The organism is Butyricicoccus porcorum, assembly GCF_051246315.1.
GTDB lineage: Bacteria > Bacillota > Clostridia > Oscillospirales > Butyricicoccaceae > Butyricicoccus_A > Butyricicoccus_A porcorum.
The window spans coordinates 1,331,741-1,350,670 of sequence record NZ_CP178353.1 but is presented as its reverse complement, the minus strand read 5'-3'; the positions used below and the strand labels follow the sequence as shown (position 1 = coordinate 1,350,670).

22 protein-coding genes and 1 tRNA gene are annotated in these 18,930 nt (G+C 48.1%); 10 read left to right on the top strand and 13 right to left on the bottom strand.

What is annotated here, in order from left to right:
• Positions 1-69 precede the first annotated feature (69 nt).
• Positions 70-1,389, bottom strand: a complete 1,320-nt coding sequence (locus ACLM7Z_RS06510) for an FUSC family protein (RefSeq protein ID WP_087018736.1) — start codon at positions 1,387-1,389, stop codon at positions 70-72.
• A 269-nt stretch (positions 1,390-1,658) separates the two neighbouring features.
• Between ACLM7Z_RS06510 and ACLM7Z_RS06505 the strand changes: the two genes are divergently transcribed.
• Positions 1,659-1,925, top strand: coding sequence for an acylphosphatase (locus ACLM7Z_RS06505; RefSeq protein WP_435645725.1), 267 nt, complete (start codon positions 1,659-1,661; stop codon positions 1,923-1,925).
• 582 nt (positions 1,926-2,507) lie between these two features.
• Positions 2,508-3,698 (top strand): Fic family protein, encoded by a 1,191-nt coding sequence (locus tag ACLM7Z_RS06500; RefSeq protein ID WP_435645724.1) that lies wholly within the window; start codon positions 2,508-2,510, stop codon positions 3,696-3,698.
• Between the two features lie 517 nt (positions 3,699-4,215).
• Here the strand turns inward: ACLM7Z_RS06500 and ACLM7Z_RS06495 are convergent.
• Both ACLM7Z_RS06495 and ACLM7Z_RS06490 read right to left on the bottom strand, forming a co-directional pair.
• Positions 4,216-4,440: a hypothetical protein gene (locus ACLM7Z_RS06495; RefSeq protein ID WP_435645723.1), complete on the bottom strand. Its 225-nt coding sequence runs from the start codon at positions 4,438-4,440 to the stop codon at positions 4,216-4,218.
• Between the two features lie 2 nt (positions 4,441-4,442).
• The gene (locus ACLM7Z_RS06490) at positions 4,443-4,670 is read right to left on the bottom strand and encodes a helix-turn-helix domain-containing protein (RefSeq protein WP_435645722.1); all 228 of its coding nucleotides are present in this window, start codon (positions 4,668-4,670) and stop codon (positions 4,443-4,445) included.
• Positions 4,671-4,987: 317 nt separating this feature from the next.
• Between ACLM7Z_RS06490 and ACLM7Z_RS06485 the strand changes: the two genes are divergently transcribed.
• The 3 genes from ACLM7Z_RS06485 (at position 4,988) to ACLM7Z_RS06475 (ending at position 5,863) form a co-directional block, all read left to right on the top strand.
• Entirely contained in the window at positions 4,988-5,263 is a 276-nt protein-coding gene (locus ACLM7Z_RS06485) for a hypothetical protein (protein WP_435645721.1), read from the top strand.
• Positions 5,264-5,381: 118 nt separating this feature from the next.
• Positions 5,382-5,657, top strand: coding sequence for a hypothetical protein (locus ACLM7Z_RS06480; protein WP_435645720.1), 276 nt, complete (start codon positions 5,382-5,384; stop codon positions 5,655-5,657).
• Positions 5,654-5,863 (top strand): hypothetical protein, encoded by a 210-nt coding sequence (locus ACLM7Z_RS06475; protein ID WP_435645719.1) that lies wholly within the window; start codon positions 5,654-5,656, stop codon positions 5,861-5,863. Before ACLM7Z_RS06480 ends, ACLM7Z_RS06475 begins: the two co-directional genes overlap by 4 nt.
• Positions 5,864-6,528: 665 nt before the next feature.
• Here ACLM7Z_RS06475 and ACLM7Z_RS06470 read toward each other — a convergent pair.
• From ACLM7Z_RS06470 to ACLM7Z_RS06435, 8 genes are all read right to left on the bottom strand, one after another.
• On the bottom strand, positions 6,529-7,134 hold the full coding sequence (locus tag ACLM7Z_RS06470; protein WP_435645718.1) for a hypothetical protein: 606 nt from the start codon (positions 7,132-7,134) through the stop codon (positions 6,529-6,531).
• 317 nt (positions 7,135-7,451) lie between these two features.
• Positions 7,452-8,288, bottom strand: a complete 837-nt coding sequence (locus ACLM7Z_RS06465) for an RNA polymerase sigma factor (protein WP_435645717.1) — start codon at positions 8,286-8,288, stop codon at positions 7,452-7,454.
• 102 nt (positions 8,289-8,390) lie between these two features.
• Entirely contained in the window at positions 8,391-8,813 is a 423-nt protein-coding gene (locus ACLM7Z_RS06460; protein WP_435645716.1) for a RusA family crossover junction endodeoxyribonuclease, read from the bottom strand.
• A gap of 87 nt (positions 8,814-8,900) precedes the next feature.
• Positions 8,901-9,119, bottom strand: coding sequence for a hypothetical protein (locus tag ACLM7Z_RS06455; protein ID WP_087016570.1), 219 nt, complete (start codon positions 9,117-9,119; stop codon positions 8,901-8,903).
• A gap of 157 nt (positions 9,120-9,276) precedes the next feature.
• The gene (locus ACLM7Z_RS06450) at positions 9,277-10,113 is read right to left on the bottom strand and encodes a hypothetical protein (protein ID WP_435645715.1); all 837 of its coding nucleotides are present in this window, start codon (positions 10,111-10,113) and stop codon (positions 9,277-9,279) included.
• A complete protein-coding gene (locus ACLM7Z_RS06445; protein ID WP_435645714.1) occupies positions 10,043-10,897 on the bottom strand; it encodes a phage replisome organizer N-terminal domain-containing protein in 855 nt (284 codons plus the stop codon). Before ACLM7Z_RS06445 ends, ACLM7Z_RS06450 begins: the two co-directional genes overlap by 71 nt.
• An 11-nt stretch (positions 10,898-10,908) precedes the next feature.
• Positions 10,909-11,157: a hypothetical protein gene (locus ACLM7Z_RS06440; protein WP_435645713.1), complete on the bottom strand. Its 249-nt coding sequence runs from the start codon at positions 11,155-11,157 to the stop codon at positions 10,909-10,911.
• Positions 11,158-11,161: 4 nt separating this feature from the next.
• Positions 11,162-11,368, bottom strand: coding sequence for a helix-turn-helix domain-containing protein (locus ACLM7Z_RS06435; protein ID WP_435645712.1), 207 nt, complete (start codon positions 11,366-11,368; stop codon positions 11,162-11,164).
• A gap of 156 nt (positions 11,369-11,524) precedes the next feature.
• Here ACLM7Z_RS06435 and ACLM7Z_RS06430 point away from each other — a divergent pair, with 156 nt between their 5' ends.
• Both ACLM7Z_RS06430 and ACLM7Z_RS06425 read left to right on the top strand, forming a co-directional pair.
• Positions 11,525-12,187: a hypothetical protein gene (locus ACLM7Z_RS06430; protein WP_435645711.1), complete on the top strand. Its 663-nt coding sequence runs from the start codon at positions 11,525-11,527 to the stop codon at positions 12,185-12,187.
• 41 nt (positions 12,188-12,228) lie between these two features.
• Positions 12,229-13,644 carry a tyrosine-type recombinase/integrase gene (locus ACLM7Z_RS06425; protein ID WP_435645710.1) on the top strand — a complete coding sequence of 472 codons (1,416 nt, stop codon included), beginning with the start codon at positions 12,229-12,231 and terminating at the stop codon, positions 13,642-13,644.
• Positions 13,645-13,783: 139 nt separating this feature from the next.
• Here ACLM7Z_RS06425 and ACLM7Z_RS06420 read toward each other — a convergent pair.
• A tRNA-Thr gene (locus ACLM7Z_RS06420) sits at positions 13,784-13,858 on the bottom strand.
• A 172-nt stretch (positions 13,859-14,030) separates the two neighbouring features.
• Here ACLM7Z_RS06420 and rpsF point away from each other — a divergent pair.
• From rpsF to rpsR, 3 genes are read left to right on the top strand one after another with little or no spacing between them, the layout of a single operon-like run.
• A complete protein-coding gene (gene rpsF, locus ACLM7Z_RS06415) occupies positions 14,031-14,324 on the top strand; it encodes a 30S ribosomal protein S6 (RefSeq protein WP_087018740.1) in 294 nt (97 codons plus the stop codon).
• A 15-nt stretch (positions 14,325-14,339) separates the two neighbouring features.
• Complete coding sequence (locus ACLM7Z_RS06410; RefSeq protein ID WP_087018742.1) at positions 14,340-14,825, top strand: single-stranded DNA-binding protein; 486 nt, start codon at positions 14,340-14,342, stop codon at positions 14,823-14,825.
• Between the two features lie 24 nt (positions 14,826-14,849).
• A complete protein-coding gene (rpsR, locus tag ACLM7Z_RS06405) occupies positions 14,850-15,101 on the top strand; it encodes a 30S ribosomal protein S18 (protein ID WP_087018745.1) in 252 nt (83 codons plus the stop codon).
• A gap of 125 nt (positions 15,102-15,226) precedes the next feature.
• On the opposite strand, the gene ACLM7Z_RS06400 is transcribed toward rpsR, so the two are convergent.
• Positions 15,227-18,892, bottom strand: a complete 3,666-nt coding sequence (locus ACLM7Z_RS06400) for an S-layer homology domain-containing protein (RefSeq protein WP_435645709.1) — start codon at positions 18,890-18,892, stop codon at positions 15,227-15,229.
• Positions 18,893-18,930 lie beyond the last annotated feature (38 nt).

Here is an 18,930-nt window from a genome sequence, read left to right as displayed (position 1 = left end):
GCTCCATTGCAGCAACAATAAAATCGCAGACCGTTTCGGAATTCCCATTCCGTCGCGGCTGCGGTTTTTTTATGCATCTGATGCCATCTCTCCAGCGGTACAGCGCTGTGGTACCATATCTTTTTCCCACAGATATGGCTCATACAGCTGTCGAAGCTTTTTTACCGCTGCATTTCCCGCATGCGGTACCAGTACATCACAATGCCCCGGCACACTGCCGATGCGCACGACATTGGTCATGCCGATGCGTTGCGCCAGACAGGCTGCCATATTTTCCCGCGTCGCCTGCGGGTGATAAATTTTGATATACCGATAATCGGGGTAATCATCCGAATCATAGGACACCACGCGGCAGCGGGTTGTCCAGCCGGTACGTTCCAGCAGGTCATATACTTTCTGCACGCGGTCACGGTGTTCAATCACCATTAGATAAACTGCCCGAGTCCCCTCCGGCGGCCTGCGGTGCATATAATTGCGATATGGCGAACGGCGCAGCTTTGCATAAATACTCCGCTCTGCTTCATTGCACAGCATGTCATAATAAATCATCCAGCGGTTGTCCTCGATGACGTTGACAAACACATCCATTCCCTGCTGTTCCAGCAGGGTGCACAATGCATGGGTATCCTCTGCCGGCAGTGCCGCCGTATTCAGATAACGGTTTTCCTTGATATCGTACAAAACCGCGCCATCCATCGCAATAACCGGCAGCCGCAGACGGATGTCACGCAGGTCTTCCACCAGCGAGGCAGGCGTGCGGATGGTGGAAACAGTAAAATTCATGCCGTCATCCAGCATGCGGTTGAGTTCCACCTTGCTGTAATTGTTCAGTGTCTCACATTCGGTCAATGTATGGTTCATGCCGGAGACAAACAGGATATCACGCCGCGTGCGGTGCGGCAGGCGGGCGCGGTTGACGACCATGCTGATGGCAATGCCGATCAGCGTGTCAAGCACACGGTTTAACACAAACAAATACGGATTCGGGTCAGTAATGTGCATAACCGTAATGCTGAGAAACACAACACAGGCAAAATAAGAGGCATTGCGCCGTCCAAGCAATACCGTCGTATAAATGATTGGGATGATACACAGGCCAACTACCATAAACCGCGCAAATTCATGGCCATTGAGCGGTGAATGGAGATCAATCAGGATGACAATCAATCCGTACAGGCCGCCGAGAAATGTGCCAATCGTGCGCTGAATTGCCATGTTTTTGGAATCCGCATCATAGGGACGCATGCACCACAGCACAGACAGCGCCGTATAAAACGGTGCTCCCTGACAGCCGCGCAGGAAGTAGGTGACAAAGCCGAGCATGACGCCGACCGCTGATTTGATGATGCGCATGCCGACAGGCGGCAGGCGGCGCAGTTTTTCATACATACGAAGTTTCCTCCTCCACTGGCAGAAAAAAGACCCGAAACCACTTTCCCCTGCGGTTCCGGGTCATCTATGCCCCTCTTCTTATTTATCATAGTGCATATTTGATCTCACTGTCAATCCAGTCTATGACCAAATCCGACCTGTCCGCTTCGTCTTTTTTCGTGGAACATCGTCAGATCACGCACATTGCCTTCCCCAAAAGGCGTAGACAGGTGCACACTTGACGTGAGCGGTGGATCGGATATACTAAAAGGAAGGAGGAATGTTCTATGCTGACACGTTGGAGGCTTGTCCTTTCCGGGCGCGTACAGGGCATTGGCCTGCGTTTTCGCGCCAAAATGGGTGCCCAGCAATATAAGCTGACGGGCTGGGTCAGGAATTTGGATGACGGTGACGTCGAACTGGAAGTCCAGGGAGAAGATGCCGCTGTCGATGCCTATGTCAATTATCTCCGCACTCTGCCCGGCGCAAACGTTACATTTCTGCACGCAGAGGAACAGGATGTCATCGAGGAAACTCGATTCCGAATCCGGTAAGCGACGGTGCAGCCGCCTCATTTCCGCATCCAATCGCCCAATAAAATACAAAAAACCGCTCATTTCCGGAGAAACAAGCGGTTTGTGTGGAGCTAATGGTCGGATTTGAACCGACGACCTGCTCATTACGAGCTATACATTTTTCTTATTGAATGCCCGCAAGCAGTACAAAATACAGGGTTTTAAAGCAAAATACAGAGGTTTACTTGTTGTATTTCTGTGGTGTTCGCTGTCTGTCTTTGGGGTGATTCACCCCAAATTCACCCCTTTAAATAAAAATCGTTGTCGAAATTAATAATAGATAAGTTGTTAATTAAAAAATAACCTTGATTTTTTTAATTAGTTGAAAATTAGAGATATTTAAGTAAAGAATAATTTAATTACGCCGATGCTCTAACGACTTAATTAAAAAATAACCTTGATTTTTTAATTAGTTGAAAATTAGAGATGTTTAAGTAAAGAATAATTTAATTACGCCGATGCTCTAACGACTTAATTAAAAAATAACCTTGATTTTTTTAATTATTCGTCATATTATGAGTAATAACGCAAGAGCATTTTAGTAGAATGAGGAGGAAAAGTATGAACAATAGGGCAGGGATTTTTATGGATAACACCAATGGTTATCAGTGCTTTATTCCAAAACCTTTACCACCTGAGCCTCCGGTTATGATCGATCCAGAGATGCAGAATCTTTTATCTATTGCTGATAGAAAATTAGGTAGACTTGATGGAGTTACAGAAATATTGCCGGACCCGGAGCTGTTTATTGCAATGTACGTAAAAAAAGAAGCATTGCTAAGCTCGCAGATCGAAGGAACTCAAGCATCTCTTGTGGATGTACTGGAATTTGATGCAGATCTGGATGTAACCGAGAAACGTAACCATGTTGAAGAAGTTGTCAATTATGTAGCGGCGATGAATTACGGTTTGAGAGAATTGGAACATTTTCCGTTGAGTCTCCGATTAATTCGTAATATACACGCAGAACTTCTCAAAGGAGTTCGCGGATGCCATAGAAATCCAGGCGAGTTTAGAACGTCTCAGAATTGGATCGGTCCTGCAGGATGTACGTTGAGCACAGCGACATTTGTCCCTCCATCAGTTCCAGAAATGAATAAGGCGATGGGAGATTTAGAATTGTTTTTCTATGATGAATCCCACTATATTCCAGCATTGATTAAAATTGCGATGATCCATGCACAATTCGAAACAATTCATCCGTTTCTGGATGGTAATGGACGCATGGGGCGTCTATTGATTACATTTTGGCTGTGTCAACAAAAGATTTTGAATCAACCGTTATTATATTTGAGTTATTATTTTAAGAGAAACCGAACGGAATACTATGATCGCTTAATGGATGTCAGAAAAAAGGGTGAATGGGAAAATTGGATTAAATTTTTCTTAAAAGGTGTTGCCGAAGTTTCTGACGAATCCACGAAATCTGCAAAAGATATTATAGGGTTAAAAACGAATTTGTCTCAAATGCTCCTGTCTGTTAATGGAGGTATTGCAAATAACGAACAAAAATTACTGGATTTGTTATTTACAGAACCAATTATAACAAGAAAGCAAGTAGAACAAATGTTAAAGGTTTCTAATCCCACAGCCGGATCGTTGTTAGACAAGTTTTCGGCAATGTCAATTCTGCAGGACATTACTCCAGATCGGACAAGAAACAAAAAATATATTTTTGCAGATTATATATCGATATTAGAGCGCGGTACAGAATTAGATCATTCCACAGATTTGATTTCTAATACTTATTAAAGATAGCAGGGCGACAGCTCCACACGGGCAAGCCCTGCTTTTCTTTTTTGCCCGTAGATGCCCTACATTGCATTTTACCTACCAGACATGAAAATTACACCACGAGCCGAAGAAACGCGCAGGAAGGGGCGCTGACGCTTGAAAGAACAGGTGTTCTGATTGAGTGTGTGCCTGCCGGGTACGCATTGACACTGTCAGCTGTTGACATATGTTTACTTGTGGTTACGGTTTCAAATTTTCTTATACCCACAAATGAAGAGTGCACGAATTTGTGCAGTCAAAAGAACGAATTTCGTACTTTAGCTATTGCTCAAAATTGAGCACGTTCGGTCAATCCAAAATTGGATTCACCTACTGGCGGGCGTATATTCAGATTTTTCAGGCTCTAAAAAGGGTGGCAGCTAAATTTTCAGCCGACCGGCTGTGCGTACGTTTTTCGTACGAAGAAAAAGAGCAGGCCGCTGTGGGTCTGCTCTGTGTGGGATTGGACTGGCAACGAATTTCGTTGTCAGTTAGCTTATTCCTCATTAAACGTAAAAAAGTTATCGTGATCGCAGTATGGGCAATTCACAGCAACACTATACCCTCCCTTGTAGTTTGGTTCAAAAGCGTGAACCAACGCTTCTTTTGGAATTGATTCAGGTATCGCTTCCGCACGATTACGGCTCATCTGGAAGAACTTCCATTCAAACGATTTGCGACATCCTTCACACACATGATTACCAGAATGCACTATTGGCATTGTTATTCCTCCTTGTCGTTGGCGGGTGCGTCGTCCACATACTCCATGATATCGCCGGGCTGGCACTCCAGCAAGCGACACAGTTTTTCAATGGTACGAGCATCAAGCCCGCCGGTTTGGTGCTTTAGTTTATTGAGAATAGATGGACTGATGCCATTTTGGCGTAGCCAATACTCGGTTTTTCCTCTAGTTTTGACTAGTAAAAAAAGCTTGTCATATCTAATTCCCATAAAAACACGTCCTTTCTGTGGACATTTTTCCACTGTACACAGTATAGCACCATTATGTGTACTAAAGCAAGAACAAAGATGCACAGAATTATGTACTAAAGATTGTACACTCTGCCAATTGAATATATGTACTAAAGATAGTACAATATAATCACAGCAAGGGAACAGAGAGCAGCCGGAAGAAGCGGTAACCAAGCCGTCAAGGCCGAAAGCGTCCGATACTTCAAGCCATATACCGCGTGAGCCTACGGGCAACAGTCAGGAAGATGCTTGGAGGGCTGCCGATCAGTTCCACAATACCAAAGGAGGTACACATCATGAGCATTATTGAACTGGACAGCAAGGTAGCTGAGCTGAGAGAGCTGCAGAGCATGATTTCAGAGCTTCAGGCAGAAGCGGAAGCAATCAAGGACACCATCAAGGGTGTTATGATTGACCGTGGTGAGGAAACGATCTCCGGCAACGGATGGAAAGCAAGCTGGAAGAACGTCAACAGCAGCCGCTTTGACAGCAAGCGTTTCAAGGCTGAATGCCCTGACCTGTATGCCGAGTACATCAAGCAGACAACAACCTGCCGGTTTGTCCTGGCATAAGAAAAGCCCTTTCCCCAACGTCTGGTAAACCAAGGGAAAGAGCCTGTAAACCTACCCATACAGGGAGATTGTGCTTATATTCTAGCATGATCTCCCGCCGGAAGCAAGGAGAAATATCATGGATGTGTTAAACAAAGACCAAGTAAAAGCCCTGTTTGATAAGGAGGCCGTACTATTGGGCACTGAAAACGGGGTGCCAGACTATCGGGTAGCTGTCCTTTTCGGGAAATCCGCCGTTGAACACGCCCACCGCATAAACACCAGCCGTCCGGGATATTATGCCAACGGCTACGGCATAGGGGATTATACTCTCAACGCATTGACCTTTCGCGGATTTCAGGCGGCTGCCAGTTTCTTCAATGTTCAGTTGTTGAGGAAGGAGGCCGAGGAATGAGCAGTATTGAGAAAATCCGCGCTTATATCAGGCGCACCGGCATCAAGTACGATTTTTCGACACCGTATCAGATGAGCCTGAGCGAAACATTTGAATTGGCTCGCATGTCCAAAGAAGACTCTACCGGCGCTATCTGCCTTGCCTTTGAGTATGGTCGAGCAAAAGGAGAACGGAGTGCTCGGGCCGCACTGAAAAAGCTGCATTGACAACATGATAGACACCCGCACGGGCACACGTCCGGCGTGGGTTTCTCCGAAATTTTTTAACAAAAAGAGGATAACATACACCCGCATAGGCACATGTCCGGCGGGTGTTGTTGCGTTTATCACTCGTCAGGCAATCCTTTCCCGTCTGTAACCCACAGGTAAAACCTTAGGGTCGGAATACAGAATCCCGACCGGCTTCCGCGATTCCATGCGTAGCCGAACGGACAAGAACCCTCTTTGAGAGAATTTCTCAGAGATTCCGGGTGCGTCCCGTTGAATTCTGCCACGACATCTACCGGAATTGCGTTGGGATACTTTTCACAGATTTCACCCAATTCGCGGAGCTTTTGAGCTATATTTTTAGGTATCATAGCCGTGCCTCCGTTCTTACACATTCTTGAAAATCCTGTTTCATAGACTTTTTAAGTTTTGGCCGAGAACTGGAGAATTATACAAATCAATTGCTCTTTTTAAGTTTGATCTTACTGAACTATTGATTCCCTCATACCCTTTCCAAAACCTTATCTACCCACAACCTTCCACGTGATTGCCTTTTTAGGACTGCTCAAATTGCTGAAATGCGCGCCAGAATCAGTAATTTTTTCAGCGGTTTTTTGTTCAATTTTTGTTCCTGTTTTGTCCCTTTCTCAATCTGACCTGAAAAATCATCCTCCCAGCCGTCCGAGTATGCGTCCTATTTCTGCTAATGTCTTTCTGTTATACGTATCTTGATACCGCATGTATCTGCCTAAAATCTTGTAATACGTTGTCCAGTGCATTCCCTTCGGCTTGTCCGGTATCCGTCGGCCAAATTCAAAAGCGTCTGATATATCGCAGCAACCCAGCTTTGCGGAGGCAAGCTTTATACCCTTGTCGTAATAGCTCAAAGCATCCTTTGTGTGCTGCTGTACTGCGTAATTCAAATGCCCGCATTTCCTGCACACAAACATTTTACTGACGAAATATAAATATCGGTAACGCCTGCCGCAGCAGGGGCACACCCAGAACACCCGCGATCCGCCGAAACCGTTGTTGAGCCGTGCCAGCTCCAGCGTTACATGCCATGCGCTATGCGGATATCCCAGGTGAACGAATTCCTGTTCGTATCGCCCCATATACACGCACTCATAATCACAGTCCAATACGACCGATTTATTCCCTACGCTTGCAAACAGAAAGCGGGGAAAGCCCCGCTTTGCAGCGTCAAAACTGTCTATTCTGGCAGACCGTTCTACAGTTCCATGTGTCTTTTTACTGCTGTGTTTTTTCATGGTATCACCTACTTGCTATAGATGCCTAAATCTAATGTGAAACCGGGACAAAATGCTCCGTCGGTGTGTGGATGGATTACCCTGTTCTGGAGCATCTTTGTACTACCGGAGAGTGTAATTTCTCTCTGTTCGCTCTCTGTTCAAGGTACGATTTCTCGGAGTTCGCTCGGGGTTCGTTCTTTTCTGCGCGAGATATTTGTGCAGTACGCCGTATGAAGGTCAGCGTCGCCCCAGGGAGGGAGATATGCCCCCGTTTTCTCTAGCTTCGCTCTGGCTTCAGACGCCTGTTCATATACAGACCACGGTTTTTTTGAATGTTAAGTTTTGTTAAGCTGCGCCGCTTCCCGCATGACCAGCTCCCGCCGGTGTCCGGCGATATCCGGCTGTATGCTATTATCGGAACACCATGCCAGATACAGGGATATGCCGTCATCTATGCGGCGTTCAATCACTTCATGGTCATCGTGCCAGCGTATCCGGCGTTCTGCGTCCCACAACTGGCTGTGCCTGTCGCTCTCGCTGCCCTCCCGGATGTAATACGGCTCAAAGGCCTTTATCGCTGGGTCACGTTTCAGCTTGCGGAACATCTTGTGCTGAAGCTGGTTGCTTCTGGAGCTGCTGATGCCCTCGGTGCGCCCCCACTCCGTCGCGGTTTTACCCTGCACATATACAGCATGGACAAGCTCCTGCTCTCGCTTGGTCAGGCGGGCGACCGCACCGCGCACGACACGCTGAAGGTCTGTAATCTCCGCGCCGCCGGTCACATCTATGCTTTCGTCTGCGATCATGTCAGCAATCGTGATATCTTCGCCGTCCTTCACAGGCGTATCAATGGACACTGTGGGCACAACGCGCATCTTACCGTCATGGATATTCAGTGCTCGCATACAGGCTGATTTAATATGAAATCCCAGGTATGTACTGAACATGCCTCTGCCGCTCTGGTAGCCCATCACGGCGTTATGGAAGCCGATCCAGCACTCTTGCATGAGATCGTCTTCGCCGATGCCAGCACGGCCACACAGCGTCAAACACCGCTGAGAGAGCTTGTAGATCAGACGGTATACCTTTTCGTACAGCACGTTTTCCGCTTCTGTGTCGCCCTCCTGCGCACGTACCGCAAGTTCTTCGTTCGCCATTGCTTCATAGTCCATTGCAAGCCATCCTTTCCGGTGATATAATCGAATATAACAAGATCATCCGAAAAAGACGGAAGCCGCCCGGCGGGAGCATGTGCCCCTGTCGGACGGTTTTCTTTATGTCCAGTCAAATAATGTAACTTCTACGCGCGGTACATCGCTATACAGCTTTTCTATGGTTGCGGTCACGATCTGCGCGTCATCACGGTATGCGATGCCGTTCAAACTGTCCGCAATGCATTTGAGTATGTTATCTGCATCCGGCTTCTTTGTCGGCTTGATATCGCCCGCCTGCATTGCAGCCTGCTTGCGTTTGCTGGCACTCTTAGGGATGCTGTAATATGCACATACCTGTATGCCGATCATTGCGCCATCAGGGAAGCGGTAACCGTCTGCCTGTATGTCATATTCTGTGGCAACCAGATTTTCATACAGCACGGTTTTCTCTGGCGTGTGGGTGAATGTACGTCCGTTCCGGCTGGAGAAACGCGGCCGGCCTTTGCCCTGCGGCTCGCCGGGTACTGTGAATGATACTGTCATAGGTTAGCACCGCCGATCACATCAACCACGGAGCAAACCTGACTTCCACAAGGCCGCGCGCCTCAATACAGTATTTCTCTCGTCGGGTCATTCTAATTTACCTCTCTGCTCAAATGTATCTGTATTCTCCTCCGAGCCGATCTCAGCCAGCGCGACCAGAACGTTATAAACGCGCTCCATGTCGTCCGGATGGCTGAACCGTTTCAACATCTCCTCACAGCGTCCACGATAGTGCTGGTGCTTCTGCGCTTCTGCCTTGGTGTAATGGATAGTGGTGCTGCCGTCTGCATTGTGTGTGTACTTCATAATAAAATCCTCCTGTATTTTTTTACGATATGGATGTTTTTGTCTAAACTTTTCTCAACTATTGAGTAGCCGATTTGGGGTTTCTCAGGTTGTTGCAGGCTTTTAATCTCAACTTTTTTCAACAGTCGGTTTGCAACCTTGAGTTTTCTGAAGCTGCTCATATTTTTGTCCGATAGTTCTTATTCGGATCAGCGTCAACATGCGTCCAGAATCCGCCATTGTCGCATCGTTCATAAATACGCCCGCCTGTTGCTTCATCAAAATTTGATACAACATTCTGGATATGTATTTCCGAAGAAAACAGGGTTATTTTATCCGGGTCGTTATACCGTTCATTGATAATTTCAAAGGAAAAATCAAACTCATCATCTGTTGGCGTACGTCCCGCCCGTTTCTTGAAAAAATCATCCCAGTACAAAAGGGGCGTATTTACCAGCCGATTATATATAGATTCGTAAACATCACCTTTAAACTTTGCCTGCGACAGCTTCCGCATAGTTTTACCCCAGCTGGCATATTCACCGCGTTTTCCCTGCTTCATCAGTTCAAGAAAGATTCCGCTGCAAGTATGCGTTTTACCACATCCAGATTGTCCAGACAGATACCACCAGCCTGAAGAACCCTGCCGGATATGCTCCACATAGTCAAAGGCTTTCTTTTTCAGGGATGCTACCCACGGCGCATACTCTTCCAGTCTGTCAAGTGTTTGCTCTTTCAACCTGGGATTACCGGACAGCTCCGCCCAGCGTTCCGCCCGCGGCCCCTTAATACAGTCGCACCACACAGGAACCCTTGTCAGCGTGTCCAAATCATCCTTGAATATAAAACCTTTGCCGTGGCATACCGGGCAATCTGGACGCCCCAGTGTGCCACACTGTCCATTTGTGATGTCAGTGATAATCTGCTGACTTTTCGCAAAGCCTTCAAAGGTTATGCTCTGGGTCTGAGAAAATTCTTGCGTAATAGCCACCTTTTCCGTTTTGATCTCCTCCATTTCTTAAGATGTCCTTGTTTTCATACTGCCTATCCAGCACCTTTGCGGCATTCGCATCCTTCATCAGCCAGTCAAAAGAGGCTGACCAATCTCGGTTATTTTTGCCACAAAGAAAATCGGAATCTTGCGCCATCTGGAATATCTTGTGCAGTTCCTCCGGCGTGTATGATTTCAGCCTTGCTGCTATCACCTTACGTCTGGCATCTGATAGCTTCGTTACTTTCGGTAATCGTGTACACGTCCGGTTGTAATCATCCAGAATAGATTGATAGTCAATAGAGGGGCGGGCGGTTGCGGCGGTAGCCGCTGGCTTATCCTCTATCTCTATCTCTTTCTCTATCTCTATCTCTTTCTCTAGCGTAACGTTTTCTGAAAATTCGCGTAACGCGGGTGTAACAGCGTTACAAACTTGCGTAACATTGTTACGGCTTCGCATTTGTCGCATACGTTCTGCCGCTTGCGTTTCAGAGCCGGTACGTTCGATTGCACAGGGGAAAAACAGGGTGTTTTCGTCCAATATTTCAGCCCATCCAATGCGAAATAGGTAATTCAATACCACTTTCACGTTTTCCGGTTCTTCGTCCAGTTCAAGAGCGAGTTCTTCTTCTGGGCTTTCTATGCCTTCGAGCTTTATCAGACCATTTGAGCCAATTGCCTGCAATTGCAGTTCCATAACGATAATTGTATATGTATCTCCGCCCGCCTGTTTGCGCAATCTCTTAATAGCTTTACTGCGAAAAAAATCCCTTTCCAATTTGAGCCAAAAATATTTTTTCTCAGCCAACTATCAACACCTCATTCCGGTATACGGCGGATGCCGGAGGTAGCGGACAACGGAACAATAGGTGCGTTATCCTGTCCATCTTCACAGAGCAGCCAACGCTTAACGTTTTGCCATGCGATAAGATAAGTTTTACCAACAATCCTACAAGGGATTGCCCCAGAACGCACCGCTCGCCGGATCGTGTATTCGCTGATTGGAAAACCTTCCGACTTTGCACGGCATACTGTTTCGCTGATGGTTAAAATCTGTTTTTCAGACATTTGTTTAACCTCCTTTGCTGTTTTCTAAAATATCTGTTACGTCTACGCTCAACCCTCTTGCCAGTTTTCCGGCGGTTATTGGTGCACATGTCCCACGCCTTACGATTGTGCTGAGACTTTGACGCGAAATGCCCGATCGTGCTGAGAGTTCTTTTTTTGTAATGCCCTGCGCAGCAATCAGGGATTCGATTTTAATTGTACTGATATCCATTTTCACATCCCTTTCAAAATTCGTTTATTTCATCGTTTATAATTGCAGTATACACGAAAAAATAAACGATGTCAAACAATGAAACGAAAATGAAATAAAATCGTTTGATTTTTCGTTCACAGTATGCTTTAATTATATTAAATTAGGAGGTGTGCAATGGTAAAATATAAAATTCTGTACAGTATATTGAAAGAGTTTATTGATGAAGCGGGGTATTCTGTTAGAGGGTTTGCTCAATCAGCCAATATAAGCCCCAGTACGTTACAATCGGCTATCGAACACGAAAGCAAAATGCGCATAGCCACCTTTATCAACATTTGTTCTTCGATGATTGATATAATAGACACTTATTCAGTCAAAGAAATATACTATCAAAGCGAAAAAAAAGCAGTACTTTTGCTATTGTTAAATGATTTCTGTGCGGAATATTTGAAAGTATGTAGTTCAGAATTTGAATCAATAGAAAATGGATTATTGATTCCATTTTTAGAGAAAATCGAAAAGAGCCTTTATCAGCAGGAAATATATGCAGAATTTGAAAGCAAATTGCGCGTAATCCGCGAAAGGCTTGGTATTTCTATAAGATCAGAAAAAAATGACTATACTTTCCGAGACACCGTATCTCCGGGCTGGAAGGAAACGAGATCACCGCAGGAGATCGCCGTAGAAGTTGAGAAATTCAAACGAGGTTACGATGCAATCAAGGCTCAAAAGTTACTTGATAAGTTCGGACAACTTAACAACACAGGTCAAGAAATCGCTATAGATTGTGTTGAGGGGCTCGCGGGCAATCCTAAATACCAGAGGAAAAAAGACTAACACACGCCACCGTGAATGCATTGCTTATGGAGGTGAAAACAATGGCTACGATTGAAAAACGCTGCAACAAATCCGGCGGGATTACCTACCGCATCACAGTGGCGGGAGGACTGGACGGTACAGGCAAACAGATACGCCATCGGATGACATGGAAGCCTGAGCCGAAGATGACCGCCCGCCAGACAGAAAAAGCCCTTGCTCGTGCTGCCGCTGACTTCGAGCGAGAGATTGAGCAGGGTTATCAGATTGACCACAAGCAAAGCTTCGCTGAATACGCTGCCTATGTAATCGACCTGAAGGAGCGCACCGGTATAAAGCCACGCACTATTGATAATTACCGGAAGCTGCTGCCGCGAATCAATCAAGCTATAGGGCATCTGAAACTTGCCGATATCCGCCCGCAACACCTCAACAGCTTCTACAAGAACCTTGGAGAGCAGGGCATCCGGGCAGACGGTGGAAAAGCAACTGCACGCATTGATATGGCTGCATGGCTGCGGCGCAAACATCTTTCCCGCGCTGAAATTGCTCGCCTCTCCGGCGTGTCTGCCGCTACAGTTTCGGCTGCTGTCAGCGGTAAAACTATCAGCAAAACAAAGGCGGAATTGATTGCTGTTGTAATGGGTGCAAAGCTGACCGATATTTTTAAGTTGGAGCATGACACTGCACCACTCTCCCCCAGCACGATTATTGCGTATCATGCGTTGATATCATCGGTTCTTGCCCAGGCAGAGAAAGAAATGCTTGTCCCCTACAATGCCGCTGAAAAGGCAACTCCGCCGAAACTGCAAAAACACGACCCCGATTATTTCCAGCCGGAACAAATCGAGGAAATCCTTCAAGCTCTGGAATCAACTCCGCTCAAATGGAAAACGCTGGTGTATGTGCTGATTGATACGGGTTGCCGCAGAGGGGAAGCCTGTGGAATGCGGTGGTCAGATATCGACTTTTCGAGCGGTACATGGACAATTGACCATCAATTACTGTACAGCCCAAAGCGCGGCATTTATACAGGCACTACTAAAACAGGAAAGGTGCGAACCGTTACCCTGTCTCCTTTGACCTTGAAGCTCCTGAAAAAGCACCGTAGCGCACAATGGGAATTACAGCTTGCCAACGGCGATAGATGGAACGACACCGGCTATGTGTTCACGCAGGACAACGGCAAGTGCATCTTCCCGGACAGTGTAACCGACTGGTTGGGTAAATTCAGCAGAGCAAACGGCTTGCCACATATCCATCCGCACGCATTCCGGCACACTGCTGCTTCTCTCATGATCGCAGGCGGTGCCGATCTGGTAACCACTGCAAACGAACTGGGACATGCCAACGCCACAACCACAGCAAACATTTACGCACACGCAATCATCGAAGCACAGGCAAAAGCAACCGAAGCCCGGCACAGCGTTTTAGCTCAGTTTGAAAAAGAAAAAGAGCCGCAAGCTGAAAGCCTGTGACCCTCACGTCTCCCCCCTGAAATCCATGTTTTTGTAGGGCATTCACCCAAAATTCACCCCATGTAGATTCTTTAGGAAATCTATATACTCTTGAAAATGCAAAAAACCGCCCGAATCTTACGATTCAGACGGTTTACATTGGAGCTAATGGTGGGAATCGAACCCACGACCTGCTCATTACGAGTGAGCTGCTCTACCCCTGAGCCACATTAGCATCTGGATGGTATTCTAACACATTCACTCTGCTTCGTCAAGCACAATCGCAAAAAATTTTTTTGATAATTCCCGAAATTTTTCCTTGACAAGCCCCGCAAAAACGATATAATAAAAAGGTATCCTTGCTCACACACAAGGGTGTGGGCCAAAGTCCAAAAGGAGGTGCTGAAATGGCAAAGGTAAATGGTAAGTACGAGACAATCTTCATTGTCAACCCGAATCTCGGTGAGGAAGCAATCGCTGCAATCGTTGAGAAGTTCAAGACTCTGATCGAAAAGAACGGTACCGTCGAGTCCGTTGATGACTGGGGCAAGCGCAGAATGGCGTATGAGATCAATGACCTGCGTGAAGGTTATTACACTCTGATCCAGTTCGAGTCTGCTCCGACCTTCCCGGCTGAGCTTGACCGTATCTATAAGATCACCGATGGCGTTATGCGTTCCATCATCATTTCCAGAGACTAAGGCTGGTGAAAGAATATGCTGAATAAGGCAATTCTGATGGGCCGCTTAACCCGCGACCCGGAGCTTCGCTACACCCCGAACGGTAATGTTCCGGTCGTTACGTTCACGCTCGCTGTTGACCGCAATTATAGCGGAAACGGCAGAGAACGCCAGACCGACTTTATCGACATCGTTGCCTGGAGACGCCAGGCGGAATTCGTTTCGCAGTGGTTTACCAAGGGCATGATGGCAATCGTGGTCGGAAGCATCCAGTCCAGACGCTGGCAAGACAAAAACGGAAACAATCGCACGTCGATTGAAGTTGTTGCGGATGAGATCCAGTTTGGTGAAACCAAAAAGTCCCGCGAGTCCAATATGGGCTACCAGGGCGGATATCAGGATTCCTATTCCCCCGCTCCGCAGCAGGCCCCGGCATCGCGCCCCGCGCCGAGCTTCGACATGCCCGCAGGCGACTCGGATTTCAGCGAGATTTCCGATGACGACGGCGAAGTTCCGTTCTGATTACCGAATAAGGAGGTTACGACAATGGCTGAAGAAAAAAGAGAATATCGCCCTAACCGCGGCGGCCGCCGCCGCAGAAAGGTTTGCTCTTTCTGCGTAGACAAGGTTGAGGCTATTGATTATAAGGATGTTGCAAAGCTCAAGAGATACATGTCTGAGCGCGGCAAGATTCTGCCCCGCAGAATGACCGGCACCTGTGCCCTGCATCAGCGTCAGCTGACCGAGGCAATCAAGCGTGCCCGCCACATCGCTCTGCTGCCCTACACCGCAGAGTAATTTTTCTCAAAAACAGGATACCAAAAAAGACGTGTCAGTTCTGATGCGTCTTTTTTTGTTGTGTAAAACCGGCGCCCTCCGCATAAAGCAGAGGGCGCCCGTCTGTTCTGTCCATATTGGTTTGATTATGCCTTCGGTGCGTTTTCATCCACAGCCTTCACTGCACTTTTTGTGGAGGAAAACGTATGCGCACTCGATGTGACGGTATTCACTGTTCGGAAAATACCGTTCTGTATCTCAAATACATTCCAGTACCGGTTGTCTTCCGACGCAGTGGGATCGATGTTGTAATCGCCGATCAGATTGTCGCCGTTGTATACCTTGACATTCGCACCGGAAGCCGGGAGCGAACCGGAGGACGAATAGCGGTAAACATAATAGTTGTAGCTTCCGTCTGTATCCGCCTTGAAGGTAATGGTTTCCGGTCCATAGCTCGTGGTGTCATCCAGATCCAGATTGGCAATTTCCGCTCCGCTTGCGTCATATGCCGATTTGTTGCTGTAATAGACATGGAACGATGTACCGTCCCCGGCTGTGCCTGCCAGATGGGAATCCAGATCGGACGGTGAGGAACCCCAGGTCAGCACGACACGATACGAATCACCGGACAGAACCGGCGACAGCGAACCGTTGATGGCAACAGTCTCTCCGCCCTGTACCAGTACATCCGTATAGCTGGACGTATAATTTTCCAGCGACATCTCGAAGGTATAATACCCCGCTTCCAGCTCCAGCGAATAGGTACCGCTGTCATCTGTCGATGTATTCGCAATGACCATGCCATCCTTGTTGCTGTAGCCGCTGCGGACATTGACCTGTACGCCGGACAATGCCTGTCCACTGGTCGCACTGACCACAGTGCCGCTGACAAGGCCGTTGCCCGCCTTGACAAGCACGACATCGCGCACGCTTGTGGTATTCCGTGTAATCTCCTGCGAAGCAGTATACTCCACATAACCTGTGGCATTGACATGGAGGACATAGGTATCGCTGTCCAGCTCCAACGTATACGTTCCATCAGAACCCGTCGTTGTCTGACCGATCTGCTCTCCGCCCAGATAAGCAGAAACTTCCGCCCCGCGGACTGCATTGCCTTCCACATTTGTGACCGTTCCTGTCACAGTGCCCTTGTCGTAGATTTCTTCCTCGTCAAAGGCGCGCTTGATAATCTGAATCTCCGAGCTGGACAGATTCATTTTTTTCGCCGCCTTGAGGACATTGCGGCGGACGGTATAAAACTCCGCATTGGCATCATAGCCCATGCTCATCGACTTATACCACAGTCTGGCCAGCGTCGATTTCGACATGCCGTAGTGTTCCATCAGATAAGCGGCATGGTAGACCAGTGCCGAGTTGGTATGCTCCTCCTCATTCTGCGCATAGAAGCTGCTGCTCATCTTGTCCGGCGCACGGTGCGCGGTGGGATCCGCAGCATCTCTGCCATAATTGGTATAATCCTGTCCACTCAGCCAGTTCTCTCCTATCTGCCAGTCTCCTTCAATCAGGCATCCGAACACATCCGCATACCCCTCGTTGATTGCGCCGGTAATGGTATTGTTATACGGCAGATCACCGGCAGTGTATTCAAATACACCGTGTGTATATTCATGTCCCACAATGTCCAGCGAGGAAGCCGGTGTCGTACTGGAGGAAATGCTCTTGTTGTCACAGAAAGCAATGCCGGAGCCATCCCAATAGGCATTGTCATTCATGCTGTCGTCGTGAACAAGCACATCCAGCTTTTTCCCCCGGTTATCGACGGAGGTTCGATTCAATGTGGACTGATACCAGTCATAGACCTGAATCATATTCGTATAGGCAGAAACTGCGGCCTTGTCTCCCCAGCTATTGAATTCGCTGCCAATGCGAAAATCGATAAACAATTTTTGTGTATACATCTGGATATTTCTCTCCAGATCCTGCATATAGAAGAAGAAAAAGTCTGTCCAGGTAAATGCAACCGGAAAAGAAACCTTTGTACCGATTTCATTTTTGCCGCTGCCGGTCTTTGATTCGGCATCCATCCTGTTGGTATCGCTGAATACAATCGAACCGTCTGCCGCGTTGACAAAAACAGTTTCATCTACATAGCTTCCGGTGCTGTCCTGTCCCGAAACACGGACGGCATACACCAACACCGGCGCATCTTCATGTGCACCCAGCGCATAAATCATCTGCTCGGTTGCGCCGGAATCCGCCGCGCAGTCGCCGCCATACTGCTGTACCGCGGCGGCTTCGGCCTCCTCCTGTGTGACCTCCGGCGTCAGAGAAACATCCGCCAGCTTCGTGGATGCGCAGACGCCCGCGCTCAGCGAATCGGTCACACCGGTTTCATCTGCCGAGACCGTCACGCGCAGGCCATAGACGGGATAGCCCTGATATACCTGATCGAAAGTATATTCCGCGCCATATTCATCTCTGGAAATGGAAAGCGGCTGCATCTCCTCGCGGGCATTGGCCAGTCCGAGAATGCTGTGCACGCTCTGGATGGCATCCAGCGCATCATCCACATTGTTTACTGTGAGATCGGTGAAATTTCCTTCAATCGAAACAACCTGTGTCTCATCATCATTGTAAATGATATCCGCCTGGCTGTCGTTCATGCTCTGAATATCGACAACCGAATGGTTTGGAATTTCCTCGATGTTGCGTGTATTCTTATGCAGAACGATCAGATCAAACGAAACAGTCTGCTTCTTGCCGCCCTTCTCCGCCGTCGCGGTGAGTGTAACCTGCACATCCTGCGCGTCCGGGCGGACAACCGTGCCGTCCGCCGCGATCACATCAGGCGCACTGCTGCTCCACGAAACCACAACACCATCTGCCTGCTCAACCGATGTCGGCAGGGAGATATTTCCTGTTACGGAATCCGCATAGTCACCGTCCTGATATCCAATGACAATCTGTCTCGCTGCATACGCAGCTGCCGCGCTGTCCGCATCATCTTCTATCCAGTCCGCATACAGCGTGATATCCTTTTTAACCGGCTCTTCGTCAAACAGAAACGCACTGCTGCATTCCTCGTCATTGTACCAGCCCAACAGAACCCAGCCGCTGCGCGTGGGGTTCTCCGGTCTGCTGACTGTCGTGCCGCGCTGCACCTGCACGCTGCTCACAGCGCTACCGCCGTTGGATTCAAACGATACCGTAACATTGCTACCGACAAAGCTCTTGAGCATGGCAGCAGCCTCTGCACGGGTTGCCGTACCCTTCGGGTTGAGCATCACGCCATTCGCAGTCTTTGTGCCGCTCAGGACACCGTTCTGAGTCGCCCAGAGCAGTGCATCTTTCGCCCAGCCGGAGGCATTTCCTCCGTCCGGGAATTTCCCCAACGAACCGGAAACTGCCGGTTTTCCGGTATAGGCATACAGGAACTGTGCAAATTCCTCACGGCTGACCTTTTTCTTCGGGTTAAAGTGTCCCTTGCCGTCGCCGGAAGTCACGCCGTTGGCACTCGCCCACTGCACAGCATCATAATACCATGTGCCCTGTGCGACATCGGAAAACGCATTTTCTCCCGAAACAACCGGCTTGCCTTCATAGCTGTACAGAATCTGTACCACCATCGCACGATCCAACGTGGACTTCGGGGAAAATGTTGTGTCACTGGTTCCCGTCATCAGACCTTCTTCATAGACGAACTGTACGTATGGATAAAACCAGTCACTTTCACTTACATCTGTAAACGCTTTTGCATCTGCTTTCCCTGCGACTTCTGTCGCCAGTGCCGTCGGTAATACGGAAACCAGCATACAAAGGGCCATCAGGAAGCTAAGCACTCTCTTTTTCATATTTTCACTCCTTTGTTTCCCGGCACCTGCTGCGCCTC

What these genes read in the sequence shown, in the direction of transcription:
- ACLM7Z_RS06495 (WP_435645723.1), bottom strand. Translation starts at nt 4,440, where the DNA reads ATGCCAATAGTGCATTCTGGTAATCATGTGTGTGAAGGATGTCGCAAA.
- ACLM7Z_RS06400 (WP_435645709.1), bottom strand. Translation starts at nt 18,892, where the DNA reads ATGAAAAAGAGAGTGCTTAGCTTCCTGATGGCCCTTTGTATGCTGGTT.
- ACLM7Z_RS06470 (WP_435645718.1), bottom strand. Translation starts at nt 7,134, where the DNA reads ATGAAAAAACACAGCAGTAAAAAGACACATGGAACTGTAGAACGGTCT.
- ACLM7Z_RS06430 (WP_435645711.1), top strand. Translation starts at nt 11,525, where the DNA reads ATGGTAAAATATAAAATTCTGTACAGTATATTGAAAGAGTTTATTGAT.
- ACLM7Z_RS06425 (WP_435645710.1), top strand. Translation starts at nt 12,229, where the DNA reads ATGGCTACGATTGAAAAACGCTGCAACAAATCCGGCGGGATTACCTAC.
- ACLM7Z_RS06440 (WP_435645713.1), bottom strand. Translation starts at nt 11,157, where the DNA reads ATGTCTGAAAAACAGATTTTAACCATCAGCGAAACAGTATGCCGTGCA.
- ACLM7Z_RS06500 (WP_435645724.1), top strand. Translation starts at nt 2,508, where the DNA reads ATGAACAATAGGGCAGGGATTTTTATGGATAACACCAATGGTTATCAG.
- ACLM7Z_RS06410 (WP_087018742.1), top strand. Translation starts at nt 14,340, where the DNA reads ATGCTGAATAAGGCAATTCTGATGGGCCGCTTAACCCGCGACCCGGAG.
- ACLM7Z_RS06485 (WP_435645721.1), top strand. Translation starts at nt 4,988, where the DNA reads ATGAGCATTATTGAACTGGACAGCAAGGTAGCTGAGCTGAGAGAGCTG.
- rpsR (WP_087018745.1), top strand. Translation starts at nt 14,850, where the DNA reads ATGGCTGAAGAAAAAAGAGAATATCGCCCTAACCGCGGCGGCCGCCGC.
- ACLM7Z_RS06455 (WP_087016570.1), bottom strand. Translation starts at nt 9,119, where the DNA reads ATGAAGTACACACACAATGCAGACGGCAGCACCACTATCCATTACACC.
- ACLM7Z_RS06435 (WP_435645712.1), bottom strand. Translation starts at nt 11,368, where the DNA reads ATGGATATCAGTACAATTAAAATCGAATCCCTGATTGCTGCGCAGGGC.
- ACLM7Z_RS06510 (WP_087018736.1), bottom strand. Translation starts at nt 1,389, where the DNA reads ATGTATGAAAAACTGCGCCGCCTGCCGCCTGTCGGCATGCGCATCATC.
- ACLM7Z_RS06505 (WP_435645725.1), top strand. Translation starts at nt 1,659, where the DNA reads ATGCTGACACGTTGGAGGCTTGTCCTTTCCGGGCGCGTACAGGGCATT.
- rpsF (WP_087018740.1), top strand. Translation starts at nt 14,031, where the DNA reads ATGGCAAAGGTAAATGGTAAGTACGAGACAATCTTCATTGTCAACCCG.
- ACLM7Z_RS06490 (WP_435645722.1), bottom strand. Translation starts at nt 4,670, where the DNA reads ATGGGAATTAGATATGACAAGCTTTTTTTACTAGTCAAAACTAGAGGA.
- ACLM7Z_RS06480 (WP_435645720.1), top strand. Translation starts at nt 5,382, where the DNA reads ATGGATGTGTTAAACAAAGACCAAGTAAAAGCCCTGTTTGATAAGGAG.
- ACLM7Z_RS06475 (WP_435645719.1), top strand. Translation starts at nt 5,654, where the DNA reads ATGAGCAGTATTGAGAAAATCCGCGCTTATATCAGGCGCACCGGCATC.
- ACLM7Z_RS06465 (WP_435645717.1), bottom strand. Translation starts at nt 8,288, where the DNA reads ATGGACTATGAAGCAATGGCGAACGAAGAACTTGCGGTACGTGCGCAG.
- ACLM7Z_RS06460 (WP_435645716.1), bottom strand. Translation starts at nt 8,813, where the DNA reads ATGACAGTATCATTCACAGTACCCGGCGAGCCGCAGGGCAAAGGCCGG.
- ACLM7Z_RS06450 (WP_435645715.1), bottom strand. Translation starts at nt 10,113, where the DNA reads ATGGAGGAGATCAAAACGGAAAAGGTGGCTATTACGCAAGAATTTTCT.